The sequence below is a fragment of the Streptomyces sp. SYP-A7185 genome (genome assembly GCF_046103685.1).
Taxonomy (GTDB): domain Bacteria; phylum Actinomycetota; class Actinomycetes; order Streptomycetales; family Streptomycetaceae; genus Streptomyces.
In genome coordinates this window covers 3,214,372-3,233,899 of record NZ_CP122310.1, presented here as the reverse complement: position 1 = coordinate 3,233,899, position 19,528 = coordinate 3,214,372, and the positions used below count along the sequence as shown (strand labels likewise).

General features: G+C 72.1%; 19 protein-coding genes. 6 read left to right on the top strand and 13 right to left on the bottom strand.

From position 1 onward, the window contains the following. Nucleotides 1-180: 180 nt before the first annotated feature. Nucleotides 181-651, bottom strand: a complete 471-nt coding sequence (locus QBL25_RS14230) for a lamin tail domain-containing protein (RefSeq protein ID WP_409057410.1) — start codon at nucleotides 649-651, stop codon at nucleotides 181-183. Nucleotides 652-869: 218 nt separating this feature from the next. Next, nucleotides 870-1,721, bottom strand: coding sequence for an SDR family oxidoreductase (locus tag QBL25_RS14225; RefSeq protein WP_409057409.1), 852 nt, complete (start codon nucleotides 1,719-1,721; stop codon nucleotides 870-872). Nucleotides 1,722-1,854: 133 nt separating this feature from the next. Here QBL25_RS14225 and QBL25_RS14220 point away from each other — a divergent pair, with 133 nt between their 5' ends. Then, a complete protein-coding gene (locus QBL25_RS14220; RefSeq protein ID WP_409057408.1) occupies nucleotides 1,855-3,489 on the top strand; it encodes an alkaline phosphatase D family protein in 1,635 nt (544 codons plus the stop codon). A 24-nt stretch (nucleotides 3,490-3,513) separates the two neighbouring features. Here the strand turns inward: QBL25_RS14220 and QBL25_RS14215 are convergent, their stop codons facing one another. Further along, on the bottom strand, nucleotides 3,514-4,494 hold the full coding sequence (locus QBL25_RS14215; RefSeq protein WP_409062642.1) for a Gfo/Idh/MocA family protein: 981 nt from the start codon (nucleotides 4,492-4,494) through the stop codon (nucleotides 3,514-3,516). 127 nt (nucleotides 4,495-4,621) lie between these two features. On the opposite strand from QBL25_RS14215, the gene QBL25_RS14210 reads away from it, so the two are divergent. The 3 genes from QBL25_RS14210 (at nucleotide 4,622) to QBL25_RS14200 (ending at nucleotide 8,190) form a co-directional block, all read left to right on the top strand. Continuing rightward, nucleotides 4,622-5,965: a Bcr/CflA family multidrug efflux MFS transporter gene (locus QBL25_RS14210; protein WP_409057407.1), complete on the top strand. Its 1,344-nt coding sequence runs from the start codon at nucleotides 4,622-4,624 to the stop codon at nucleotides 5,963-5,965. Next, entirely contained in the window at nucleotides 5,920-7,089 is a 1,170-nt protein-coding gene (locus QBL25_RS14205; RefSeq protein ID WP_409062641.1) for a serine hydrolase domain-containing protein, read from the top strand. Before QBL25_RS14210 ends, QBL25_RS14205 begins: the two co-directional genes overlap by 46 nt. A gap of 87 nt (nucleotides 7,090-7,176) precedes the next feature. Further along, nucleotides 7,177-8,190, top strand: coding sequence for a small ribosomal subunit Rsm22 family protein (locus QBL25_RS14200; RefSeq protein WP_409057406.1), 1,014 nt, complete (start codon nucleotides 7,177-7,179; stop codon nucleotides 8,188-8,190). 45 nt (nucleotides 8,191-8,235) lie between these two features. On the opposite strand, the gene ddaH is transcribed toward QBL25_RS14200, so the two are convergent. Both ddaH and QBL25_RS14190 read right to left on the bottom strand, forming a co-directional pair. Beyond that, the gene (gene ddaH / locus QBL25_RS14195) at nucleotides 8,236-9,060 is read right to left on the bottom strand and encodes a dimethylargininase (protein ID WP_409057405.1); all 825 of its coding nucleotides are present in this window, start codon (nucleotides 9,058-9,060) and stop codon (nucleotides 8,236-8,238) included. A gap of 163 nt (nucleotides 9,061-9,223) precedes the next feature. Next, nucleotides 9,224-9,406, bottom strand: a complete 183-nt coding sequence (locus tag QBL25_RS14190) for a DUF6243 family protein (protein ID WP_409057404.1) — start codon at nucleotides 9,404-9,406, stop codon at nucleotides 9,224-9,226. A gap of 136 nt (nucleotides 9,407-9,542) precedes the next feature. Here QBL25_RS14190 and QBL25_RS14185 point away from each other — a divergent pair, with 136 nt between their 5' ends. Further along, nucleotides 9,543-10,175: a TetR/AcrR family transcriptional regulator gene (locus QBL25_RS14185; RefSeq protein WP_409057403.1), complete on the top strand. Its 633-nt coding sequence runs from the start codon at nucleotides 9,543-9,545 to the stop codon at nucleotides 10,173-10,175. Here the strand turns inward: QBL25_RS14185 and QBL25_RS14180 are convergent, their stop codons facing one another. Next, nucleotides 10,176-11,090, bottom strand: coding sequence for a glycerophosphodiester phosphodiesterase (locus QBL25_RS14180; protein ID WP_409057402.1), 915 nt, complete (start codon nucleotides 11,088-11,090; stop codon nucleotides 10,176-10,178). A 170-nt stretch (nucleotides 11,091-11,260) separates the two neighbouring features. Here QBL25_RS14180 and QBL25_RS14175 point away from each other — a divergent pair, with 170 nt between their 5' ends. Beyond that, the gene (locus tag QBL25_RS14175; RefSeq protein WP_409057401.1) at nucleotides 11,261-12,004 is read left to right on the top strand and encodes a bifunctional DNA primase/polymerase; all 744 of its coding nucleotides are present in this window, start codon (nucleotides 11,261-11,263) and stop codon (nucleotides 12,002-12,004) included. Between the two features lie 10 nt (nucleotides 12,005-12,014). On the opposite strand, the gene QBL25_RS14170 is transcribed toward QBL25_RS14175, so the two are convergent. The 7 genes from QBL25_RS14170 to QBL25_RS14140 all read right to left on the bottom strand — a co-directional run bounded on the left by QBL25_RS14170 (nucleotide 12,015) and on the right by QBL25_RS14140 (nucleotide 19,506). Then, entirely contained in the window at nucleotides 12,015-12,953 is a 939-nt protein-coding gene (locus tag QBL25_RS14170; protein WP_409062640.1) for a hypothetical protein, read from the bottom strand. Beyond that, nucleotides 12,856-13,854 (bottom strand): iron uptake transporter permease EfeU, encoded by a 999-nt coding sequence (gene efeU, locus QBL25_RS14165; protein WP_409057400.1) that lies wholly within the window; start codon nucleotides 13,852-13,854, stop codon nucleotides 12,856-12,858. The genes QBL25_RS14170 and efeU overlap by 98 nt, the downstream gene beginning before the upstream one ends. A gap of 14 nt (nucleotides 13,855-13,868) precedes the next feature. Continuing rightward, entirely contained in the window at nucleotides 13,869-15,185 is a 1,317-nt protein-coding gene (gene efeB, locus QBL25_RS14160; RefSeq protein ID WP_409057399.1) for an iron uptake transporter deferrochelatase/peroxidase subunit, read from the bottom strand. Nucleotides 15,186-15,205: 20 nt separating this feature from the next. Beyond that, nucleotides 15,206-16,369, bottom strand: coding sequence for an iron uptake system protein EfeO (gene efeO, locus QBL25_RS14155; RefSeq protein ID WP_409057398.1), 1,164 nt, complete (start codon nucleotides 16,367-16,369; stop codon nucleotides 15,206-15,208). 178 nt (nucleotides 16,370-16,547) lie between these two features. Continuing rightward, the gene (locus tag QBL25_RS14150; RefSeq protein WP_409057397.1) at nucleotides 16,548-17,396 is read right to left on the bottom strand and encodes a heme ABC transporter ATP-binding protein; all 849 of its coding nucleotides are present in this window, start codon (nucleotides 17,394-17,396) and stop codon (nucleotides 16,548-16,550) included. Further along, a complete protein-coding gene (locus tag QBL25_RS14145) occupies nucleotides 17,393-18,490 on the bottom strand; it encodes a FecCD family ABC transporter permease (protein WP_409057396.1) in 1,098 nt (365 codons plus the stop codon). Before QBL25_RS14145 ends, QBL25_RS14150 begins: the two co-directional genes overlap by 4 nt. Next, nucleotides 18,487-19,506 (bottom strand): hemin ABC transporter substrate-binding protein, encoded by a 1,020-nt coding sequence (locus tag QBL25_RS14140; RefSeq protein ID WP_409057395.1) that lies wholly within the window; start codon nucleotides 19,504-19,506, stop codon nucleotides 18,487-18,489. Before QBL25_RS14140 ends, QBL25_RS14145 begins: the two co-directional genes overlap by 4 nt. Between the last annotated feature and the right edge of the window lie 22 nt (nucleotides 19,507-19,528).

The window sequence follows — 19,528 nt, the reverse complement described above, 5'->3', positions numbered from 1 at the left end:
GCGCAACGCCTTGCAGGGCAACCGCTCCGCGGTCCCGGTTCTGCCCGCCGCTCCCCTGCGCGGGTCCCCACCGGCCGCCACGGAGCAGCTGCCCTGCCCCCTCATCCCCTTCACAGTGGCTTGTGAGCCGTCAGCCGTCAGCCGTCAGCCGCTCACCGTCGGCCGCCGACCGATCAGCCGTCAGTGGCAGCTCTTGTACCCGGGGTTGCTGTTCGTCCAGGAGCAGGAGTCCTTGAGCGAGCCGCTCGGCTTGATGAGGCGGGCCTTGTCGCTGGTGTTGTTCCAGACGTACGAGCCGCGGCCCCAGTAGCGGACGCCGGACGCGTTGGTGCCCTTGCCCGTGCGGACCTTCACGGTCTTGCCGGCGCCGATCTTGTAGCTGCCGAAGGTGTACGTGTAGCCGGTGTTGTCCTTCAGCTGGTAGCCCTTGAGCTGGACCGCCGAGCCGGAGTTGTTGTGGATGTTCACCCACTCCGCGTTCAGCGACGAGTTCGAGCGGGTGTCGCTGCCCGGGCTGTCGAACTGGATGTATCCGAGGTGCAGTCCGCCTTGGTGCGCGGCAGCGGCAGCCGTCGCGGGGGACGCGGCGAGCAGCGGGGCCGCGAGGGCGGCTGCGGCGAGGACGGCCGGGGCGGCGGAACGTATGCGCAAGGTGTGCTCCGAGTGTGCTCTGAATGTGGAGTTCTCGTGGAGGGCTCGCTGAGCATACGGGGTGTGATGCGCGTAATTGAGGCGGGACTTCCTATTCCGTTTGTGAAGATATGGGCCGACCGTGAGGACGGGGTCACGGTCGGCCACGGCACGGCCAGCTCATGGGCATTCGACGGCGCCGCCCGCCTGTGCCCGCGACCAACCCCGCCCGCCCCCGGCTAACCCCGCCCGACGAACGGCATGTTCGTCGCCAGGACCGTCGCGAACTGCACGTTCGCCTCCAGCGGCAGCTCCGCCATGTGGCGCACGGTCCGCGCCACGTCGGACACGTCCATCACCGGCTCCGGGACCAACTCCCCGTTGGCCTGGAGGATTCCGGCCTGCATCTGCTCGGTCATGTCCGTCGCCGCGTTGCCGACGTCGATCTGGCCGCAGGCGATCCGGTAGGGGCGGCCGTCCAGGGAGAGGGACTTCGTCAGGCCGGTCATCGCGTGCTTCGTCGCCGTGTACGCGATGGAGTGCGGGCGCGGCACGTGCGCGGAGATCGAGCCGTTGTTGATGATCCGGCCGCCCTGCGGGTCCTGCTCCTTCATCTGCCGGAAGGCCGCCTGCGCGCACAGGAACGCGCCGTTCAGGTTCGTGTCGACGACGTGCCGCCACGCGTCGTACTCCAGTTCGTCGACCGGCACGCCGCCGGGGCCGAACGTGCCCGCGTTGTTGAAGAGGAGGTCGAGGCGGCCGAAGCGGTCGCGCACCGCGTCGAAGAGCGCGGCCACGTCCTCGGGACGCGTGACGTCGGTGCGCACGCACAGCGCGTCCGTCCGCGCCGGGGCGTTGGGTTCGCCCGCTCCCTCGGCGTGCGGGACGGGCCGTACGGCCGCGCCCTCCGACACGCCCGCGGCGATCGCCGCCGTCTCCTCCAGGGTCTCCTTGCGGCGCCCGGCGAGCGCCACGGACCATCCGGCCCGCAGCAGTTCCACCGCCACGGACCGGCCGATCCCGGAGCCCGCGCCGGTCACCACGGCGGTCCTCGTCCGTCCTGCCGACTGTCCAGTTAGCTCTGCGTTCATGGCCCCGCAGCGTACGGGAGGCCCGTCCACGCGGACATCATCGTCCCGCCATGCGGGTGTTGTGTACGCGACAGTCGCGCGTCGTCCCCCACCACTTGCATGCCCGTGACACCAATCGTCAGGGGAGGGCCACATGACACCCGCAGGCCAGCAGGACACCGCAGAGCTCCGCGCCGCCGCACGCCACCTGGGCCGCCGCCGCTTCCTCACCGTCACCGGCGCCGCCGCCACGCTCGCCTTCGCCACCAACCTGCCCACGGCGGGCGCGGCGAGCGCCGCCGAGCTGGACGCGCGGAAGATCGCCGACGACCCGTTCACGCTCGGCGTGGCCTCCGGCGACCCGCGGCCCGGCTCCGTCCTGCTCTGGACCCGCCTCGCCCCGTCCCCGTACGAGCCGGGCAACGGTCTGCCCGCCGAGCGCGTCACCGTCCAGTGGGAGCTCGCCCACGACGAGCGCTTCCGCCGGGTGGTCAGACGCGGCTCCGTGACCGCCCACCCCGAGTTCAACCACACCGTCCACGTCGAGGTGGGCCAGCTCGGCGTCGGCCGGACCTACTACTTCCGCTTCAAGGCGGGCCGGTGGACGAGCGAGACGGGCCGCACCCGCACCGCCCCCGCCATCGGCAGCAAGGTCAGCTCCCTGACGCTCGCCGCGGTCTCCTGCCAGGCGTACCACGACGGCTACTTCACCGCGTACAAACACCTGGCCCAGGACGACGTCGACGTGGTCTTCCACCTCGGCGACTACCTCTACGAGTACGCCGTGAACGCGGTCGGCGGGGCCCGGAACTACACCGACCGCACGCTGCCCGCCCTCTACAACCGCGAGACGCAGACCCTGGAGGACTACCGCCTGCGGTACGCCCTCTACAAGTCCGACCCGGACCTGCGCGCCGCGCACGCCGCGCACCCCTTCGTCGTCACCTGGGACGACCACGAGGCCGAGAACAACTACGCGGGCGACCTGGACGAGAACGGCAACCCGCCCGCCGAGTTCCTGGTGCGCCGCGCCGCCGCCTACCGCGCGTACTGGGAGAACATGCCGCTGCGCGGCCCGCAGCGGCCCCAGGGCCCCGACCTCCAGCTCTACCGCCGTCTCCAGTGGGGCAGGCTCGCGCAGTTCGACATCCTGGACACCCGGCAGTACCGCTCCGACCAGGCCTACGGCGACGGCTCCCACGTCCCGGGCCCGGAGTCCACCGACCCCAAGCGCACCCTCACCGGGGCCACGCAGGAGCGCTGGCTCATCGACGGCTGGCGGCGGTCGCGGGCCCTGTGGAACGTCGTGCCCCAGCAGGTCACCTTCTCCCAGCGCAAGCTGGACCTGAACGCGGTGGCGAAGGTCAGCATGGACGCCTGGGACGGCTACAGCGCCTCGCGCGACCGTGTCCTGGCGGGCGCGAAGTCGGCCGGGCTCGACAACCTGATGGTGCTCACGGGCGACGTCCACGTCGGGTACGCCTTCGACATCAAGGAGGACTTCGACGACCAGACGTCCAGGACGGTCGGCACGGAGATCGTCGCCACGTCCATAGCGAGCGGCAAGGACGGCGCCGAGAAGCCCGCGAACTGGGAGACCTACACCAAGGCCAACCCGCACCTGAAGTTCTACAACGGGCGGCGCGGATACGTGACCGTGGACCTCGGCCAGGAGTCCGCGCGCGCCGACTTCAAGACCGTCTCGGCGGTGACGAAGCCGGGGGCGCCGATCACCACGGCGGCGTCCTTCGTGACGGAGGCGGGTGACCCGGGCCTGAAGCCCGCGTAGCCCGGCCGGTCCACGGGGGTGCGCTCACTCGCCCGGGTAGCGCACCCCGATCCGCTCGCGCACCGCGTCCAGGGTCCGCATGACCGCGAGGGTGCCGTCGAGCGGGACGAGGGGGGACTCCGTGTCGCCCGCGCGCAGGCGGTGCATGACCTCGGCGGCCTCGTGCTTGAGGCTGTCGCGGGGGCCGTGCTCGGGGACGGCGGCGAACTCCTCGGGGTCGCGGCCGTCGCGGTGCAGCACGAAGCGCTCCGGGAAGAAGAAGCCGTTCGGGAGGTCGATGCGGCCCTCCGAACCGGTGACGGAGGCGGTGACGGGGGTGCCCGCGTTGATGGAGCAGTGCAACACGGCGTGAGCACCGCTCTCGTACGAGAGCAGCATGCCCGTCTGGAGATCGACGCCCTCGTCCGAGAGCGCCGCACTCGCCGTCACCCCCGACGGCTCCCCGAGCAGCAGGTGCGCGAACGACACCGGATACACCCCGAGGTCGAGCAGCGAGCCACCGCCCTGCGCCGGATCCCTGAGGCGGTGCGCGGGCGGGAAGGGACCCGCGAGCCCGAAGTCCGCCTGCACGGTCCGCACCTCACCGATCGCCCCGTCGTCGACCAGCGCCTTCATCCGCCGGATCAGCGGGTTGCAGTACATCCACATGGCCTCCATCAGGAAGAGGCCGCGCCGCCGGGCCAGCGTCACCAGCTCCTGCGCCTCGCGCGCGTTCAGCGTGAACGCCTTCTCGCAGAGCACCGCGCGGCCGGCCTCCAGGCAGAGCCCCGCCGCCGTCCGGTGCGAGGCGTGCGGCGTCGCCACGTACACCACGTCGACGCCCTTGTCCTCGGCGAGCGCGCTCCACTCCCCGTACGCGCGCGGTATCCCGAACCGCTCGGCGAACGCCTGCGCCGACGCGTCGGACCGGGACGCCACCGCGACCACCTCGGCGTCCGGCATGTCGAGGAGGTTCGCCGTGAACGATGCGGCGATCCCGCCCGTGGCGAGGATGCCCCAGCGCACGGGCTCACGGTTGTCTTCCACCACAGGGGCCCCTGTCCGTACCGCGGAGTAGCTCGGAAATGGTCTCAACCAGCACAGCTGAGCTGAGAGCATAGGTAATCGCACGCCTAATCGGGAGGGAATCCGCATGCCGGAGCACGGCAGCCGCACGACGAGTGGGTCAGACCACCCCCTCATACGGCAGTCCCGGACGGGGGAGAAGGGCACGGCGCCGGCGACCCCGGCCGCCGGCACCCTCGCCGCCCGGCGCCGCACCGGCATCCTCGTCACCCTCGTGCTCGGCGGGCTCACCGCGGTGCCGCCGCTCTCCATGGACATGTACCTGCCGGCGCTCCCGGAGGTCACCCGCTCGCTGCACACGTCCGCCGCGACCGCGCAGCTGACCCTCACCGCCTGCCTCACCGGCATGGCGCTCGGCCAGCTCGTCGTCGGGCCGATGAGCGACAAGTGGGGGCGGCGCAGACCGCTGCTCGTGGGCCTCCTGGTCTACATCCTCGCCACCGCGATCTGCGCGTTCGCGCCCACCGCCGAACTCCTCATCGCCTTCCGCCTGTTGCAGGGCCTCGCGGGCGCCGCGGGCATCGTCATCGCCCGCGCCGTCGTCCGCGACCTCTACGACGGCGTGGAGATGGCCCGCTTCTTCTCCACCCTCATGCTGATCTCCGGGGTCGCCCCGGTCGTCGCGCCCCTCATCGGCGGCCAGGTCCTGCGCTTCACCGACTGGCACGGCATCTTCGCCGTGCTCACCGTCGTCGGCATCGCCCTGACCGTCCTCGTGTGGCGGTGCCTGCCCGAGACGCTCGCCCCCGAGAACCGGCACGGCGGCGGCACCGTCGAGGCGCTGCGCACCATGAAGACGCTGCTCGCCGACCGCGTCTTCACCGGGTACATGATCGCGGGCGGCTTCGCGTTCGCCGCCCTCTTCGCCTACATCTCCGCCTCGCCGTTCGTGATCCAGGAGATCTACGGCGCTTCCCCGCAGACCTTCAGCCTGCTCTTCGGCGTGAACTCCGTCGGCCTGATCGTCGTCGGCCAGATCAACGGCAAGATCCTCGTCGGCCGCGTCAGCCTCGACAAGGCGCTCGCCGTCGGCCTTGCGGTCATCGTCCTCGCCGCCACCGCGCTGCTCCTCATGACCTCGGGGGTCTTCGGACACGCCGGGCTGTTCCCCGTCGCCGCCGGGCTCTTCGTCCTGATGTCGGCGATGGGCCTCGCGATGCCCAACACGAACGCCCTCGCCCTGATGCGCACCCCGCACGCCGCCGGTTCCGCGTCGGCGCTGCTCGGCACCTCCTCGTTCCTCGTCGGCGCGATCGCGTCCCCGCTGGTCGGCATCGCGGGCGAGGCGACGGCGGTGCCGATGGCCGTGGTGCAGCTCGTCTGCGCTCTTGCGGCCATAGGCTGCTTCTTGGGACTGTGCCGCCCCTGGCAGCACTCGGCCAGACCGAACCGGGAGGGGACGGACCTCTGACCGCGCCACGCCTGCTGCGCGCCGGGACGCCGGACCGCGCGGGGCTCGACACGGACGAGATGGACCACCTCGTACGCGAGGTGCGCGCACTGACGCGCGGCGAGCGGCCCTGGTGCTCGGGCGCCGTCGTGCTCGCCGGACGCGGACCGGTGATCGCCGTCGAGGAGGCGGTGGGCCGCGCGGTGCGCTACGCGGCGTACGACCCGCAGAAGGACGCCGGGGTCGAACTGCCGCCCGCCGAGCAGGTCCTGACCCGCACGGGCACGCCCTTCGACCTGGCCTCGCTCACCAAGCTGTTCACCACGGTCGCCGCCATGCAGCAGCTGGAGCGCGGCACGCTCGGCATCGACGCGCTGGTCTGCGCGTACGTCCCGGAGTTCACGGCGGCCGCCGAGCACGGCATCACCGTGCGCCAGCTGCTCACGCACACCTCGGGGCTGCGGCCCGAACTCCCCTTGTACGACTGCCCGGACGACGCCGCGCGGCTGGCGGCCCTGCGGGCCGAGGCACCGTCCGCTCCGCCGGGCGACCACCTCTACTCCGACCTGAACATGCTGCTCCTCCAGCACGTCCTGGAGCGCCTCACCGGGCGCCCGCTCGACGTGCTCGTGCGGGAGGGCATCACCCGGCCGCTCGGCATGGCCGCCACCGGCTTCGGACCGCGCCCCGACGCCGCCGCCACCGAGGACCAGCGCAGACCCTGGGCGAAGGCCGACCGGGGCATGCTGCGGGGCGAGGTGCACGACGAGAACGCCTGGGCGCTGGGCGGGGTCGCGGGCCACGCCGGGCTCTTCTCCACCGCGCGCGACCTCGCGGTCTTCTGCCGCGCCCTGCTGTGCGGCGGCTCGTACGGCACGGCGCGGATCCTCGGTCCGGACTTCGTGGAGCTGATGCTGACGCCGCCGGGGTTCGGCTTCGGGCTCGACCAGGAGTGGTTCATGGGGGAGCTCGCGGGGCGGGGGGCGGCGGGCCACACGGGGTTCACCGGGACGTCCCTGGTCATCGACCCCGCCACGGACACGTTCCTGATCCTCCTGGCGAACACGGTCCACCCGAGGCGCGGGGCCGCCGACAGCGGGCCCCGGGCACGGGCGGCGACCCGTCTGGCCCGCGCGGCCCGCTAGCGCGGGGCGGGAGCCCGCGGGACCGGGGCCCACGGGACCGGAGTCCGGCGGGATCTCACCCTCCCCGCGCCCCCGTAGAATCACGGGGTGAACGCCCCGCTCTTTCCGGCAGCCCCGGCCGAGACCCTGCGCAGTGCCCTCGCCGGGCTGCTCGACGGGCTTGAGCCCAAGCAGGCCGCGCAGGCCGTCGACCGGCTGATCGCCACCTACCGGGGGCTCACCCCGACCGACGCGCCGATCCTGCGGGACCGCGCCGACGTCGCCGCGTACGCCGCCTACCGCATGCCCGCGACCTTCGAGGCCGTGCGTTCCGCGCTCGGGGCGCTCGCGGACGCCGCCCCCGCCGGCTGGGTGCCCGGCAGCCACGTCGACGTCGGCGGCGGCACCGGTGCCGCGACCTGGGCGGTGAGCGCGACCTGGGACGGCGAGCGGCCCGTCACGGTGCTCGACTGGGCCGAGCCCGCCCTCGCCCTGGGCCGTGAACTGGCCGCATCGAACCCGTGGTTGAAGACCGTGCGGTGGCAGCGCTCTCGGATCGGAGCGGCGCTCAGCATCGAGAGCACCGATCTCGTGACGGTGTCGTACGTCCTCAAGGAGCTGACGGAGGACGACCGGCGCTCGGTCGTGGACGCCGCGGCCGGGGCCGCGCAGGCGGTCGTCGTCGTCGAGCCCGGCACCCCCGACGGCTACGCCCGCGTCATCGAGGCCCGCGACCGGCTGATCGCCGCCGGCTTCCGCGTCGCCGCGCCCTGCCCGCACAGCGCCGCCTGCCCCATTGCGCCCGGTGAGGACTGGTGCCACTTCTCCGCCCGCGTCAGCCGCTCCTCCCTGCACCGGAAGATCAAGGGCGGCTCCCTGGCGTACGAGGACGAGAAGTTCAGTTACGTCGCGGCGGTCCGCTTCGACGCCGGTCCTGCGCCGCGGCGGGTCGTGCGCAAGCCGCAGATCCGCAAGGGCCAGGTCCTGCTCGACCTGTGCGCGGCGGACGAGGCACTGCACCGCGAGACGGTGACCAAGCGCCACGGGCCGCTGTACCGCGCGGCCCGGGACGCTCAGTGGGGCGACGCCTGGCCGCCCCACGAAGGCGACGCAGAGGCGTAGTCCCACGCGGGCGACGCAGAGGCGCGGCCCCACGACGGCGACGCCCTAGAGGCGCAGCTCCTGCGTGCAGCACTTCACGCTGCCGCCGCCCTTGAGCAGTTCGCTCAAGTCCATCACGACGGGTTCGTAGCCACGCTCCCGCAGGGGTGCGAACAGGCCGACGGCGGCCTGCGGGAGCACCACGTGCAGACCGTCCGAGACCGCGTTGAGCCCGAGGGCCACCGCGTCCGGCTCCTCGGCGATGAGCGCGTCGGGGAAGAGGCGCCGCAGGACCGCCTGGCTGCCCGGCGAGAACGCGGGCGGGTAGTACATGACGTCGTCCGTCGCGTCGTCCAGCACGGCGAGCGCCGTGTCCAGGTGGTAGTAGCGGGGGTCGACGAGATCGAGCCCGAGCACCGGGCGGCCGAAGAACTCCTGCGCCTCCCCGTGCGACAGGGGGCTGGCCCGGAAGCCGCGCCCGGCGAGGACGTAGGAGGAGGTGACGGCGAAGTCGCCCTCGCCCTCGTTGATGTGCGTCGGTTCGTGGAGGTCGGTGAAGCCGTGCTCCCGGAACCACTCCAGGTGGGCGACGGCCTCGGGGCCGCGCTCGGGATGGGCGAACCGCGCGCCCAGCACGCGGCCCCCGATGACGGTCGCGCCGTTCGCGGCGAAGACCATGTCCGGCAGGCCCGGACGCGGGGTGAGCTCCTCGACGGTGTGGCCGAGCGAGCGGTAGCGGTCGCGCAGGTCCTCCCACTGGGCGACGGCCAGCGGGACGTCGACCGGTTTGGAGGGGTCCATCCAGGGGTTGATGGAGTACGTGACCTTGAAGTGTGCGGGTGAGCACATCAGATAGCGCCGGGGTGTGGCGCGACGAGGATTTCGACTCAACGAGGGCTCCTCACGTACCGCGATGGTCGGTTGCTGCCCATAGTGGGGCAGGTGCTGCCCATGGTGCGGTCTGAGGAGCCCTCGCGCTGTGATCTGAACGGGTGGTTCATCGAGTGGTCCACCCGGGGCGGCGGCCGGTCAAGGCACCGGCCACCTCCGCGCCTCACGACGTGCCGTGCGCCGAGCGGCCTTCCCGCAGCTTGCGCAGCAGCTCGCGCTTCTGCGCCTGCGGGCTGAGCCCGCCGCCGATCTGGCCGCCGCGGTCCTGGCCGCGCAGCGCCTTGCGGGAGAGGTGGGTGCGCGTACCGCCCACGCCCAGCATGTTTCCTGCTCCGCCTCGCGTCATCTGCGTACCTCCGGATCGAGAACCTCTGGCGAGACGCCGCGTCTCGCTCTGCTGAATACTCTGAACGAGACGTCTCGTCTTGTCAAGTGCTTCCGAGACGGAACGTCTCGGCTCGTTCGCTGCTACATTCGACGGCATGGCCACCAAATCCGCTCCTGACTCCAAGCGCCGCAGCGAACGCTCGCGCCGCGCGATCTACGACGCCGCCCTCGACCTGGTCTCCGAGGTCGGGTACGGCAAGCTCACGATCGAGGCGATCGCCGCCCGCGCGGGCGTGGGCAAGCAGACGATCTACCGCTGGTGGCCCTCGAAGGGGGCCGTCCTGCTCGACGCCTTCCTGGACCTCGGCGAACAGGCCCACCAGGAGGCGAGCGACAACGCGGGCCACGACCTGACCCCGACCGAGATCCCCGACTCCGGAGACCTGGAGGCGGACCTCAAGCTCGTCATGCGCGCGACCGTCGACGAGTTCAAGAACCCCAAGTACGACGCCCCTTGGCGGGCGCTCGCCGCCGAGGGCATGCTCAACTCGGAGCTCGGCGCCGAGTACGTGGAGAAGCTCCTCGAGCCCGGCCTCCAGATGTACGTGCGGCGCATCGAGATCGCCCAGGAGGCCGGCCAGGTCGCGCCCGACGTCGACCCCCGCATCGCCCTGGAACTGTGGACGGGACCGCTCGCCCAGCGCTGGCTCCAGCGCACCGGCACCCTCTCGCACGAGTACGCCGACAAGCTCGTCGAATACGCCCTCTACGGCATCACGCCCCGCTGATCACGCGGAGTTGACCGGCCACCACCGGCCGGCGGCGCCCACGCTCTTCGCCTCCTTCGTGCCCTCGGCGCCCTTCACCGGGGTCCGCGCCAGCAGCCCCGGCGCATCCGTGATCACGCCGTTGCAGCCGAGGCGCAGGGCCCGGTCGCGCTGGCGCGGTGTGGTCACCGTGTGCGCCCACACCCGGGGGACCCCCGAGTTCACCGCGCGCACGAGATCCACGTCCCGCGCCTTGTGGTCCACGTCCAGGACGTCCACGAACCCGGCCCACAGCTCGGGCCGGTCCGTGCGCATCTGCGCCCTGGAGCGCCACAGCTGCGCCAGCAGGCCCATCGCGTGGGCGCGTGCGGCCACGGCGGGCTCGTTCGAGTTCACGAACACCGAGCGCGTCAGACCGCGGGCGCGGATCAGCGAACCGAGCGTCCGTAGGCCGCGCGGGTCCTTCGCCTCCAGCATCAGGACGATCCGGCCGCCGAAGCGGTCGAGGATCTCGGCGACCGTCGGCGGCCGCTCGGGGCGCCAGCTGCCGGGCAGACCGGCGCCCGGCCGCAGGCGCACCTGCCGCCACTGGCTCAGGGTGAGCGAACTCACCGGGCCCTTGGACGTCGTCGTACGGTCCAGGGTCGCGTCGTGCATCGCCACGAGCGTGCCGTCGCGCAGCATCCGCGTGTCCACGTCGATGACCTGGGCCGTGCCGCGCTTGTACGCCGCCACCAGGCCCGACATGCTGTTCTCCGGGACCTCCAGGGCGCCGCCGCGGTGCGCGGTGTACGTGATGCGGGGGAGTGCCTCCACCGTCAGCGGGCCGCCGCCGCCCCATTCGAGCGGGGTGAGCGGTCCGGTAGGCGCGGTGACGGACAGTGTGGTGAGGCTCATGAGCCCCGAGAGTCCGGTGAGCACAGTCCTGGTGACCATGGCGAACACGGTAGGGGGGTAAATCCCCTGTTAGTACGCAATGACGCGCGATGTCACCCTGCGCCGTGCATCACCCCAGCTACCCCGGATGTGGGCTCTGGCCCCCCGAGGAGCAGGATGGTGCGACCATGGGAGATGCTTCTCGGCACACATGCGAGGTGAGGGGATTGATGGGCGCGGAGTTCGGCCGCCGGTCCGGCGGGCAGAGCAGGATTTCCCAGTGGCTTCGCCGACGTCCCCGACCGGAGGACACGGCAGGTGTGGAGGCGGACCGCGAGGCCCTGCTCGTCGCCGCCGCGGCGGCGGGTCTGCCGCTCTCACCGGCCGCGCACCCCTCCGCGTACCGATGTTCGTGCGACCGCATCGGCTGTCCCACCCCCGCCCGGCACCCCATCTCCTTCGCCTGGCAGACGCAGTCCACCACCGAGCGCGGGCAGATCGAGCGCTGGGCCAGGCACCAGCCGCAGGCCAACTTCATCACCGCGACCGGCATGGTCCACGACGTCCTGGACGTGCCGCTGGCCGCCGGGCGCGAGGCGCTCGCCAGGCTCCTCGCGGACGGCATCGAGGTGGGCCCGGTCGCCGAGTCCGAGGGCGCCATGGACGAGGGGCGGATGCTCTTCTTCACGCTCACCCGCGGCACCCCCGAGGACGAGGACGAGTGGTGGCCCTGCGAGCTGGACTGCCACCCCGAGACCACGAACGAACACCCCGGCTTCCGCTGGCACTGCCGCGGTTCGTACGTCCTCGTGCCGCCCGCCCGGCTCCCCGGTGACCTGGCGGTCCACTGGATCCGCGGCCCCGAGCACGCGCTGCCGGACCCGCTGACCCTCCTGGAGACGCTCACCGACGAGTGCGCCCGCGTCGCGGGCGAGCCCCAGCAGGACGTCGCCGCCTGGCCGCTGCGGGGCTGACCGCCCGGGCTCACTCGCCCTTCGCGCCCGTCAGCCCCTGGATGCGGCTCAGGACCGTCACCTTGCCCGAACCCGTCGGGTCGACGACGACCTGGTTGGAGATGCGCTCCAGCATCACCGACTGCCTGACCTCGCCCTTCAGGAGGGGCTTCACGTCGGGTTCGACGGTGAGGTTCACGCCCTTCGCGGCCGTCTGCTTCTCGTAGTGGTGCGTCGAGAAGAAGACCATCGCGCCGCCGTCCTTCGTGCGCAGGCCCACCGGAGCGAACGTACCGTCGTTGCGCGGCTCGTCGATGTACTGCACGGCGATGCCCCGCCGCTTGGTGTTCCTGTCGCGGAACGCCTTCCACGTCGAGGTGTGGTCGCCCGGCGCGAACGTGTCGCCGCCCGACTTCAGATACGACGTGTACTGCTTGCCGAGGTTCTTCGGCGCCACCGCGAGATCCGGGGCCCCCGCCTCGACCGGCACGGCCCAGCCGTCCTTGTCCTTCTTCAGCTCGGGCACCTTCGAGGGCGCCACCAGATTCAGATAGGACGCCTCCCACAGCTGGTCGGCACTGCCCTTCGTGAAGACCAGGACCCAGCGCAGGTCGCCCCTGCGGTTGGCCTTGGTGTCCGCGACGAACCACCGGGGCCAGCCGGCCTTCTTGGGGATGGAGAACGTGGCGTCCGTCAGCTCAAGAGGCTGGTGCTTGGGGTTGCCGCCGGGATTCTGCGCGCCCCGCGACTTCAGGCCCGCCTGGTTGATGGCGCTCAGCGGGCCCGTGACCCGGGCCGCGTCCAGGGCCGGGTCGTACGCCTTCTCGGCCTTGTTGTACGCGGTGAGGAAATCCTCCAGCGCGCGGCCGGCCTCAGCCTTCGTCGCCGCCGGGACGACTTCCCGCTCCCCGTGCACCGTCACGCACCCGCTCGCCGTCACCGTCAGGACGGTCACCGTCGACGCCACCATCGCGTACCGGACCGGCCGTCGCGACCGTGTGCCCCGTATCGGAGTGCGCTGCCTTGGAAGCCTGCTCATGCGTTGCGTTCACCTTCCCCTTCCCGGGCCCGAACCCTACCGGGGCGAAGAAGAACGCGAGCGTCGGGATCAGGTACAGCAGCCACACCGTGACCTGGACGACCGTCGGGTCCGGCTGGAAGTTGAAGACGCCCTTCAGGAGCGTGCCGTACCAGCTGTCGGGCGGGATCGTCGCGCTGATGTCGAACGCCTTGTTCTGGAGGCCGCCGAGGAACTCCGCCTCCTGCAAGTCGTGCACGCCGTACGCGAGGACGCCCGCCGCCACGACCACCAGCATGGCGCCGGTCCAGGTGAAGAACTTGGCCAGGTTGATGCGGACCGTGCCCTTGTAGAACAGCCAGCCCAGCGCGATCGCGGTGAGCAGCCCCAGGAGCACGCCGATCAGCGGACCCGGCGTCCCGTCGTTCGAGGCCCGCACCGACGCCCACACGAACAGCGCGGTCTCCAGGCCCTCCCGGCCCACGGCGAGGAACGCCGTGGCGACCAGGGCGCCCGTGCCCATCTGGAGCGCCGTGTCCAGCCTGCCGTGCAGCTCCGCCTTGAGGTGGCGGGCCGTACGCCGCATCCAGAAGACCATCCACGTCACCAGCGCGACGGCGACGATCGACAGGGAACCGCCCAGCGCCTCCTGGGCCTTGAACGTCAGCTCCTGCGAACCGAAGGTGAGCGCGCAGCCGAAGCCGAGCGCCAGAGCCACCGCCACGCCGATGCCGATCCAGATGGGCCGCAGGGCGTCGCGCCGCTCCGTCTTCACCAGGTAGGCGATGAGGATGCAGACGACCAGACTGGCCTCAAGACCCTCGCGCAGGCCGATCAGGTAGTTACCGAACATGTCGTCAGATCCCCTCAGCTGAACAGTGCCCGGCCCCACCAGTCGTCCTTGTCGCGGACGCCCGGCGGGATCGCGAAGACCGCGGAGCCCACGTGCTGGATGTACTCGTTGAGTGCGTCGGAACGCGACAGGCTGCGCTGCACCGGAATGAAGCCCGTACGGACGTCGCGCTGGTAGGCGAGGAAGAAGAGCCCCGCGTCCAGGCGGCCCAGACCGTCGGTGCCGTCCGTGAAGGAGTAGCCGCGGCGCAGGATCGTCGCCCCGTCGTTGGTGTCCGGATGCGCGAGCCGGACGTGCGAGTCCGGTTTCATCGCCTTCAGGAACGGCGCGTCGTGCTCCTTGGCCTTGCCGACCGGAGCGCCCTCGCCCTTGTCGCGCCCGAAGATGTCCTCCTGCTCGCCGAGCGGGGTCCGGTCCCAGGTCTCGACGTTCATGCGGATGCGGCGCGCGACGAGATACGAGCCGCCGGCCATCCAGCCCGGCCCGTCCTTCTCGCCCACCCACACGTGCCGTGCGAGCGCGGAGTCGTCGTCGCCCGAGACGTTGCGCGTGCCGTCCTTGAACCCGAAGAGGTTGCGGGGCGTCTGCGCGCCCGGCGTCGTCGACGAGGTCTTGCCGAAGCCGAGCTGCGACCAGCGCACCGCGACCTTGCCGAAGCCGATGCGGGCGAGGTTGCGGATGGCGTGCACGGCGACCTGCGGGTCGTCCGCGCAGGCCTGCACGCACAGGTCGCCGCCGCCGCGGGACGCGTCGAGGTTGTCGCCGGGGAACTTGGGCAGGTCGACGAGGGCCTCGGGACGGCTGTCCGCCAGGCCGAACTTGTCGAAGAGGCTCGGCCCGAAGCCGATCGTGAGCGTCAGCCGGGAGGGCTTGAGGCCCAGCGCCTCGCCGGTGTCGTCCGGCGGGGCCTCGGCGAGCCCGCCGAAGGCGCCCTCGCCGACCTCGTGGCCCGCGGTCATCCGCGCCGCGGCCTGCGTCCAGTCCTTCAGGAGCCGCACGAACTGCTCGCGGTCGTCCGTCTTCACGTCGAACGCGGCGAAGTGCAGCCGGTCCTGTACGGGGGTCGCGATGCCCGCCTGGTGCCTGCCGAGAAAGGCGACCGCGCCGCCCGCCGACGCGGCGGGCACGGCCTCGTCCCCGGACCGGGTCACCGCGACGGCGCCCCCGGTGACGGCGGCGCCGAGCGCGAGCCCCGCGCCGCCCCAGCCGAGCAGGGAACGCCGGGAAGGGGAACCGGCGCCGGCGCCGCGGCCAGGCGTGTCCGCCGCACCCGCAGCCGCCGTTCCGTCCGGCGCGGACGCGCCGCCGGTGTCGTGCGTGGTCTCGGTCATCGTTCCGGTCCCCCCTGCCGCTACTTGGCCGTCACGACGGCGGCGGCCAGCTTCGACAGCGGCTCCGCCAGCGCGTTGACGCCGTCCGACAGTTCCTTGGTGTCGGCCTTGCCGAGCTTGTCGTACGACGTGAAGGTGTACGAGTCCTTGCCGCCGCCCGTGCGGTACTCGCCGAGCAGCTTGTCCAGGGCCGCGAACTGCTGGTCGAGCTCCTTGGTGAGCGCCGGGTCGTTCTCCGACGCGACGGCCTTGAGCAGGCCGTACGCCTTCTCCGCGCCCTCGACGTTGGCCTTGAAGTCGACGAGGTCGGTGTGCGAGTAGCGCTCCTCCTCGCCGGTGACCTTGCCGGTGGCGACCTCGTCCAGGAGCTCCTTGGCGCCGTTGGCCATGGAGGTCGGGGTGATCTCGGCCTTGCCGACGCGGTTCTGCCAGTCCTTGAGGTCCTTGTCGAGCAGCGTGGCGAGCTCCTTCTCGCGCTCGCCGATCTTCTTGTCCTTCCACAGGGCCCGCTCCAGACGGTGCCAGCCCGTCCAGTCCTTCTCCAGGTCCTGGCCCTCCTCCAGACCGTCCTCGCGGACGTCGACCTTCGGGTCGATGTCACCGAAGGACTCGGCCACCGGCTCGGTGCGCTCCCAGCCGATGCGGGAGTTGGCGTACGCCTTCTTGGCGGCGTCGATGTCGCCCTCGCGGACGGCGTCGGTGAAGAGCTTCACCTTGGGCAGCGTCGCGTCGGCCTGCTCCTGGGCGTAGGCGCGGTAGTCGGCGACGGCCTTGTCCAGGCGCGGGTCGCGCTTGACGGCCTTGCCGCCGCTGACGGTGACCTTCTGGCGGATGCCGTCGCCCTTCATGCCGGGCTTGCAGGCGATCTGGTACGAGCCGGCCTTCACCTCGGCGGTGAGCTTCTGCTTCGTGCCGGGGCCGATGTTCTCGCGCTCGCTGACGATGCGGTCGTCGGGGAAGAGGAGGTAGACCTCGGTGACCTTGGAACCCTTGTTTTCGATGGCGAGTTCGACGTGCCCGGCGCTGAGCTTGGTCTCGGAGACGTCGCACTTGTCGTCGGTGGCGGTCACCTCGACGGTGTTGCCGCCGCCCTTGGCGTCGCTCTTCTCGGTGCAGCCCGTGACGGCGGTGAGCGCGGCCGCTGCGGCGATGGCAGTGGCGACGGGGAGGCGGACGGGGCGCATAAGGGCTCCAAGACGGTTCACGGAGGGTTCCGACATGCCGGTGAGGCGGACCTAACTTAACTGAGCCTTACCTGTCCGATACCCACCCGTTCCGTGATTCACCTCTCACCCCGCGGCGCCTGCTCACAGGGTCATCACGGCAGGGTGAAGGGGGTCTCATGGAGCGGTAAAGCGGGGGTCAAGAACCCCGGATCGGCGCCACCACCGGGGCCCCCGTCCGCGGATGCGCGAAGACCTCCACGGGCTGCCGGTACACCTCGCTCAGGAGCTCTCCCGTGAACACGGCCGCCGGAGCCCCCAGCGCGGCGACGGCCCCGGCCCGCAGCACCGCCGCCCGGTCCGCGTAGGCCGCCGCGAGCCCCAGGTCGTGCAGCACCACCACGACCGCGTCACCGGCCGCGGCCCGCTCCCGGCAGATACGGAGGACCAGCTCCTGGTGGCGCAGATCGAGCGCGGCGGTCGGCTCGTCCAGGAGCAGCAGCGCGGTCCGCTGGGCGAGCACCCGGGCCAGCGCGACCCGCGCCCGCTCGCCCCCGCTCAGCGCGGAGAAGGGGCGCGCGGCGAACCCGTCCACCTCGGTCGCGGCCATCGCCTCGCGCACCGCCCGGTCGTCCTCGTCGTCCCGAGCCGTCCCCGCCCAGGGCGCACGCCCCATCCGTACGACGTCCTCGACGGTGAACGGAAAGGAGAGCGCGGCGGCCTGCGGCAGCACGGCCCGCCGCAGGGCCAGTTCCCGCGCGGGCCACTCGGCGACGGGCCGCCCGCAGACGCGCACGGTTCCCCGGTCGGCCGGCAGGTCGGCGGCCAGCGCGGCGAGCAGCGTCGACTTCCCCGCTCCGTTGGGCCCGACCAGGGCGAGCACCTCGCCCGCGCGGGCGGTGAGGGACACCCCGGCGAGCACCTCGCGCCCGCCGAGCCGCACCACGAGGTCCGACGCCTCGGCGAGCGGGTCGCCGGGAGCGGACGCCCCCGGCAGCGCGCGCCCGCGGCCGGACGGGAAAAGCCGCTCGGCGATCCGCGTGATCATGCCCAACCCCCTTGCTTGCGACGGGTCCTGCGCAGCAGCCAGAAGAAGAACGGACTGCCGAAGAGCGCGGTGAGCACGCCCAGCGGAAGCTCCGCGGGGGCCGCCACCGTCCGGGCCGCGAGATCCGCGCCGACCAGGACGACCGCGCCGCCGAGCGCACTGCCCGGCACGAGGAAGCGGTGGCCGGGCCCCGCCGCCATCCGCAGCAGATGCGGCACGAGCAGACCGACGAACGTGATGATCCCGGCGACGGCCACGGCGGCCGCGGTCAGCAGCGCCACCACCAGGACCAGGACGAGCCGCAGCCGTTCGACGTCGACCCCGAGGTGCCGGGCGGACCGCTCGCCGAGCGCGAGCAGGTCCAGCTTGCGCGCGTACAGCGGCGCCACGGCCAGTCCGGCCAGGGCGCACGGCAGGACGGCGAGCACCTTCGGCCAGGTCGCCTGGGCGAGCGAGCCGAGCTGCCAGAACGTGATCTGGGTGACCTGCGCGTTGTCCGCGAAGAAGATGCACAGGCCGATCAGCGCTCCCGCGAACGCGTTCACGGCGATGCCGGTGAGGATCAGCGTGACGACCTCCGTGCGCCCGCCGTTGCGCGAGAGGGCGTACACCAGAAGGACGGTGGCGAGCCCGGCGACGAACGCGCAGACCGTCACGGTCCAGTTGCCGAGGAAGCTGAGGCCGAGCGCGATCGACGCCACCGCGCCGACGGCCGCGCCCGCCGAGATCCCGATGACGCCGGGCTCGGCGAGCGGATTGCCGAACACGCCCTGCATGAGCGCCCCGGCGCAGCCGAGCGAGCCGCCGACGAGCAGCGCGAGCGTCACGCGCGGCAGCCGCACGTTCCACAGGACGCTCTCGCCGACCCGGTCCAGCGCGCTCCCGCCGAGTCCGGTCCGGTGCCCCACGGACCCGAGGACGTCGCCCAGCGGGATGTCGTAGGCGCCGATGCCGGCGGAGAGGAGGCAGAGCAGGACGAGGGCCGCGGTGAGCCCGGCGGTCAGCGAGGCGGTGGCGCCGCGCCGGCGGCGACGCGGGACCCGCGGCTCTCCGGCGGTGGCCGTGGCGTCCGCCGCTTTGGTCAGGACGGTCACTTCGCGCCCCCGTACAACTGCTCCACCAGGGACTTCAGGACCTGGTCCGTGCGCGGCCCGTAGTTGAGGAGCACGCCGTCGTCGATGGAGACGATGCGGCGGTCGAGTCCGGCCGGGGTCTCGGCGACGCCCGGGACCTTGAGCAGTCCGTCCACGCCGTCGACCGACGCGAGCCCCTTGGACATGACGAGGATCGCGTCCGGAGCCGCCTTGGCGAGCGCCTCGCTGGTGATCGCCGTGAAGTCCTTCTCCAGGCCCGACGCCTTGCCCGCGTCGACCGCGCCCGCGGCCTCCAGGAGCGAACTCGCGCCGGACTCGCGGCCGCCGAGCAGATAGACGGACGCGGAGCCGCGCAGATAGAGGAAGGCCACGCGGGGCTTCTCGGTGCGCGCCGACGCCGGAATGCCCTTCCGCACCTTGTCGATCCGCTTCTGCGTACGGGACTTGAGCGCGTCGCCCGACTTCTCCACCCCCAGCGTCCTGGCCACCGCGTCGATCCGGGGGCCCACGTCGTCCAGGCCCTTCGCCGGGTCGAACACGACCAGCGGGATGCCCGCGTCACGGATCTGGCCGATGGCTTCGGCGGGCCCCGTCGTGGTGTCGGCGAGCACGACCGTCGGCTTCAGGGAGAGGACGCTCTCCGCGGAGACGTCGTGCGCACGTGTCACCACCGGCAGTTTCTCCGCCTCTTCGAAGGTGGCGGTGATGTCGCGGGCCACGACGTTCTCGCCGAGGCCCAGCGTGAAGACGATCTCGTTCAGGCTGCCGGTGAGCGGCACGATGCGGCTCGTGTCCTCGACGGTGACCTTCTTGCCGTCGGCGGAGGTCACGGTGGCGGGGAGCACCGGATCGGGACGGGTCTCCAGCGGCTCGACCCGGTCGGGCGCAGAGGCCGCGGCCTTCGCCTTCGGGGACGTCGTGCCACCGCCGTCCGACGACGGGCCGCAGCCCGTGAGGGCCAGGGCGAGAACGGCGGTCCACGCGCCGGCGATACGGAATGAGCGCGGCCTACGCACCGAAGTCCACCGTCCTGTCGTG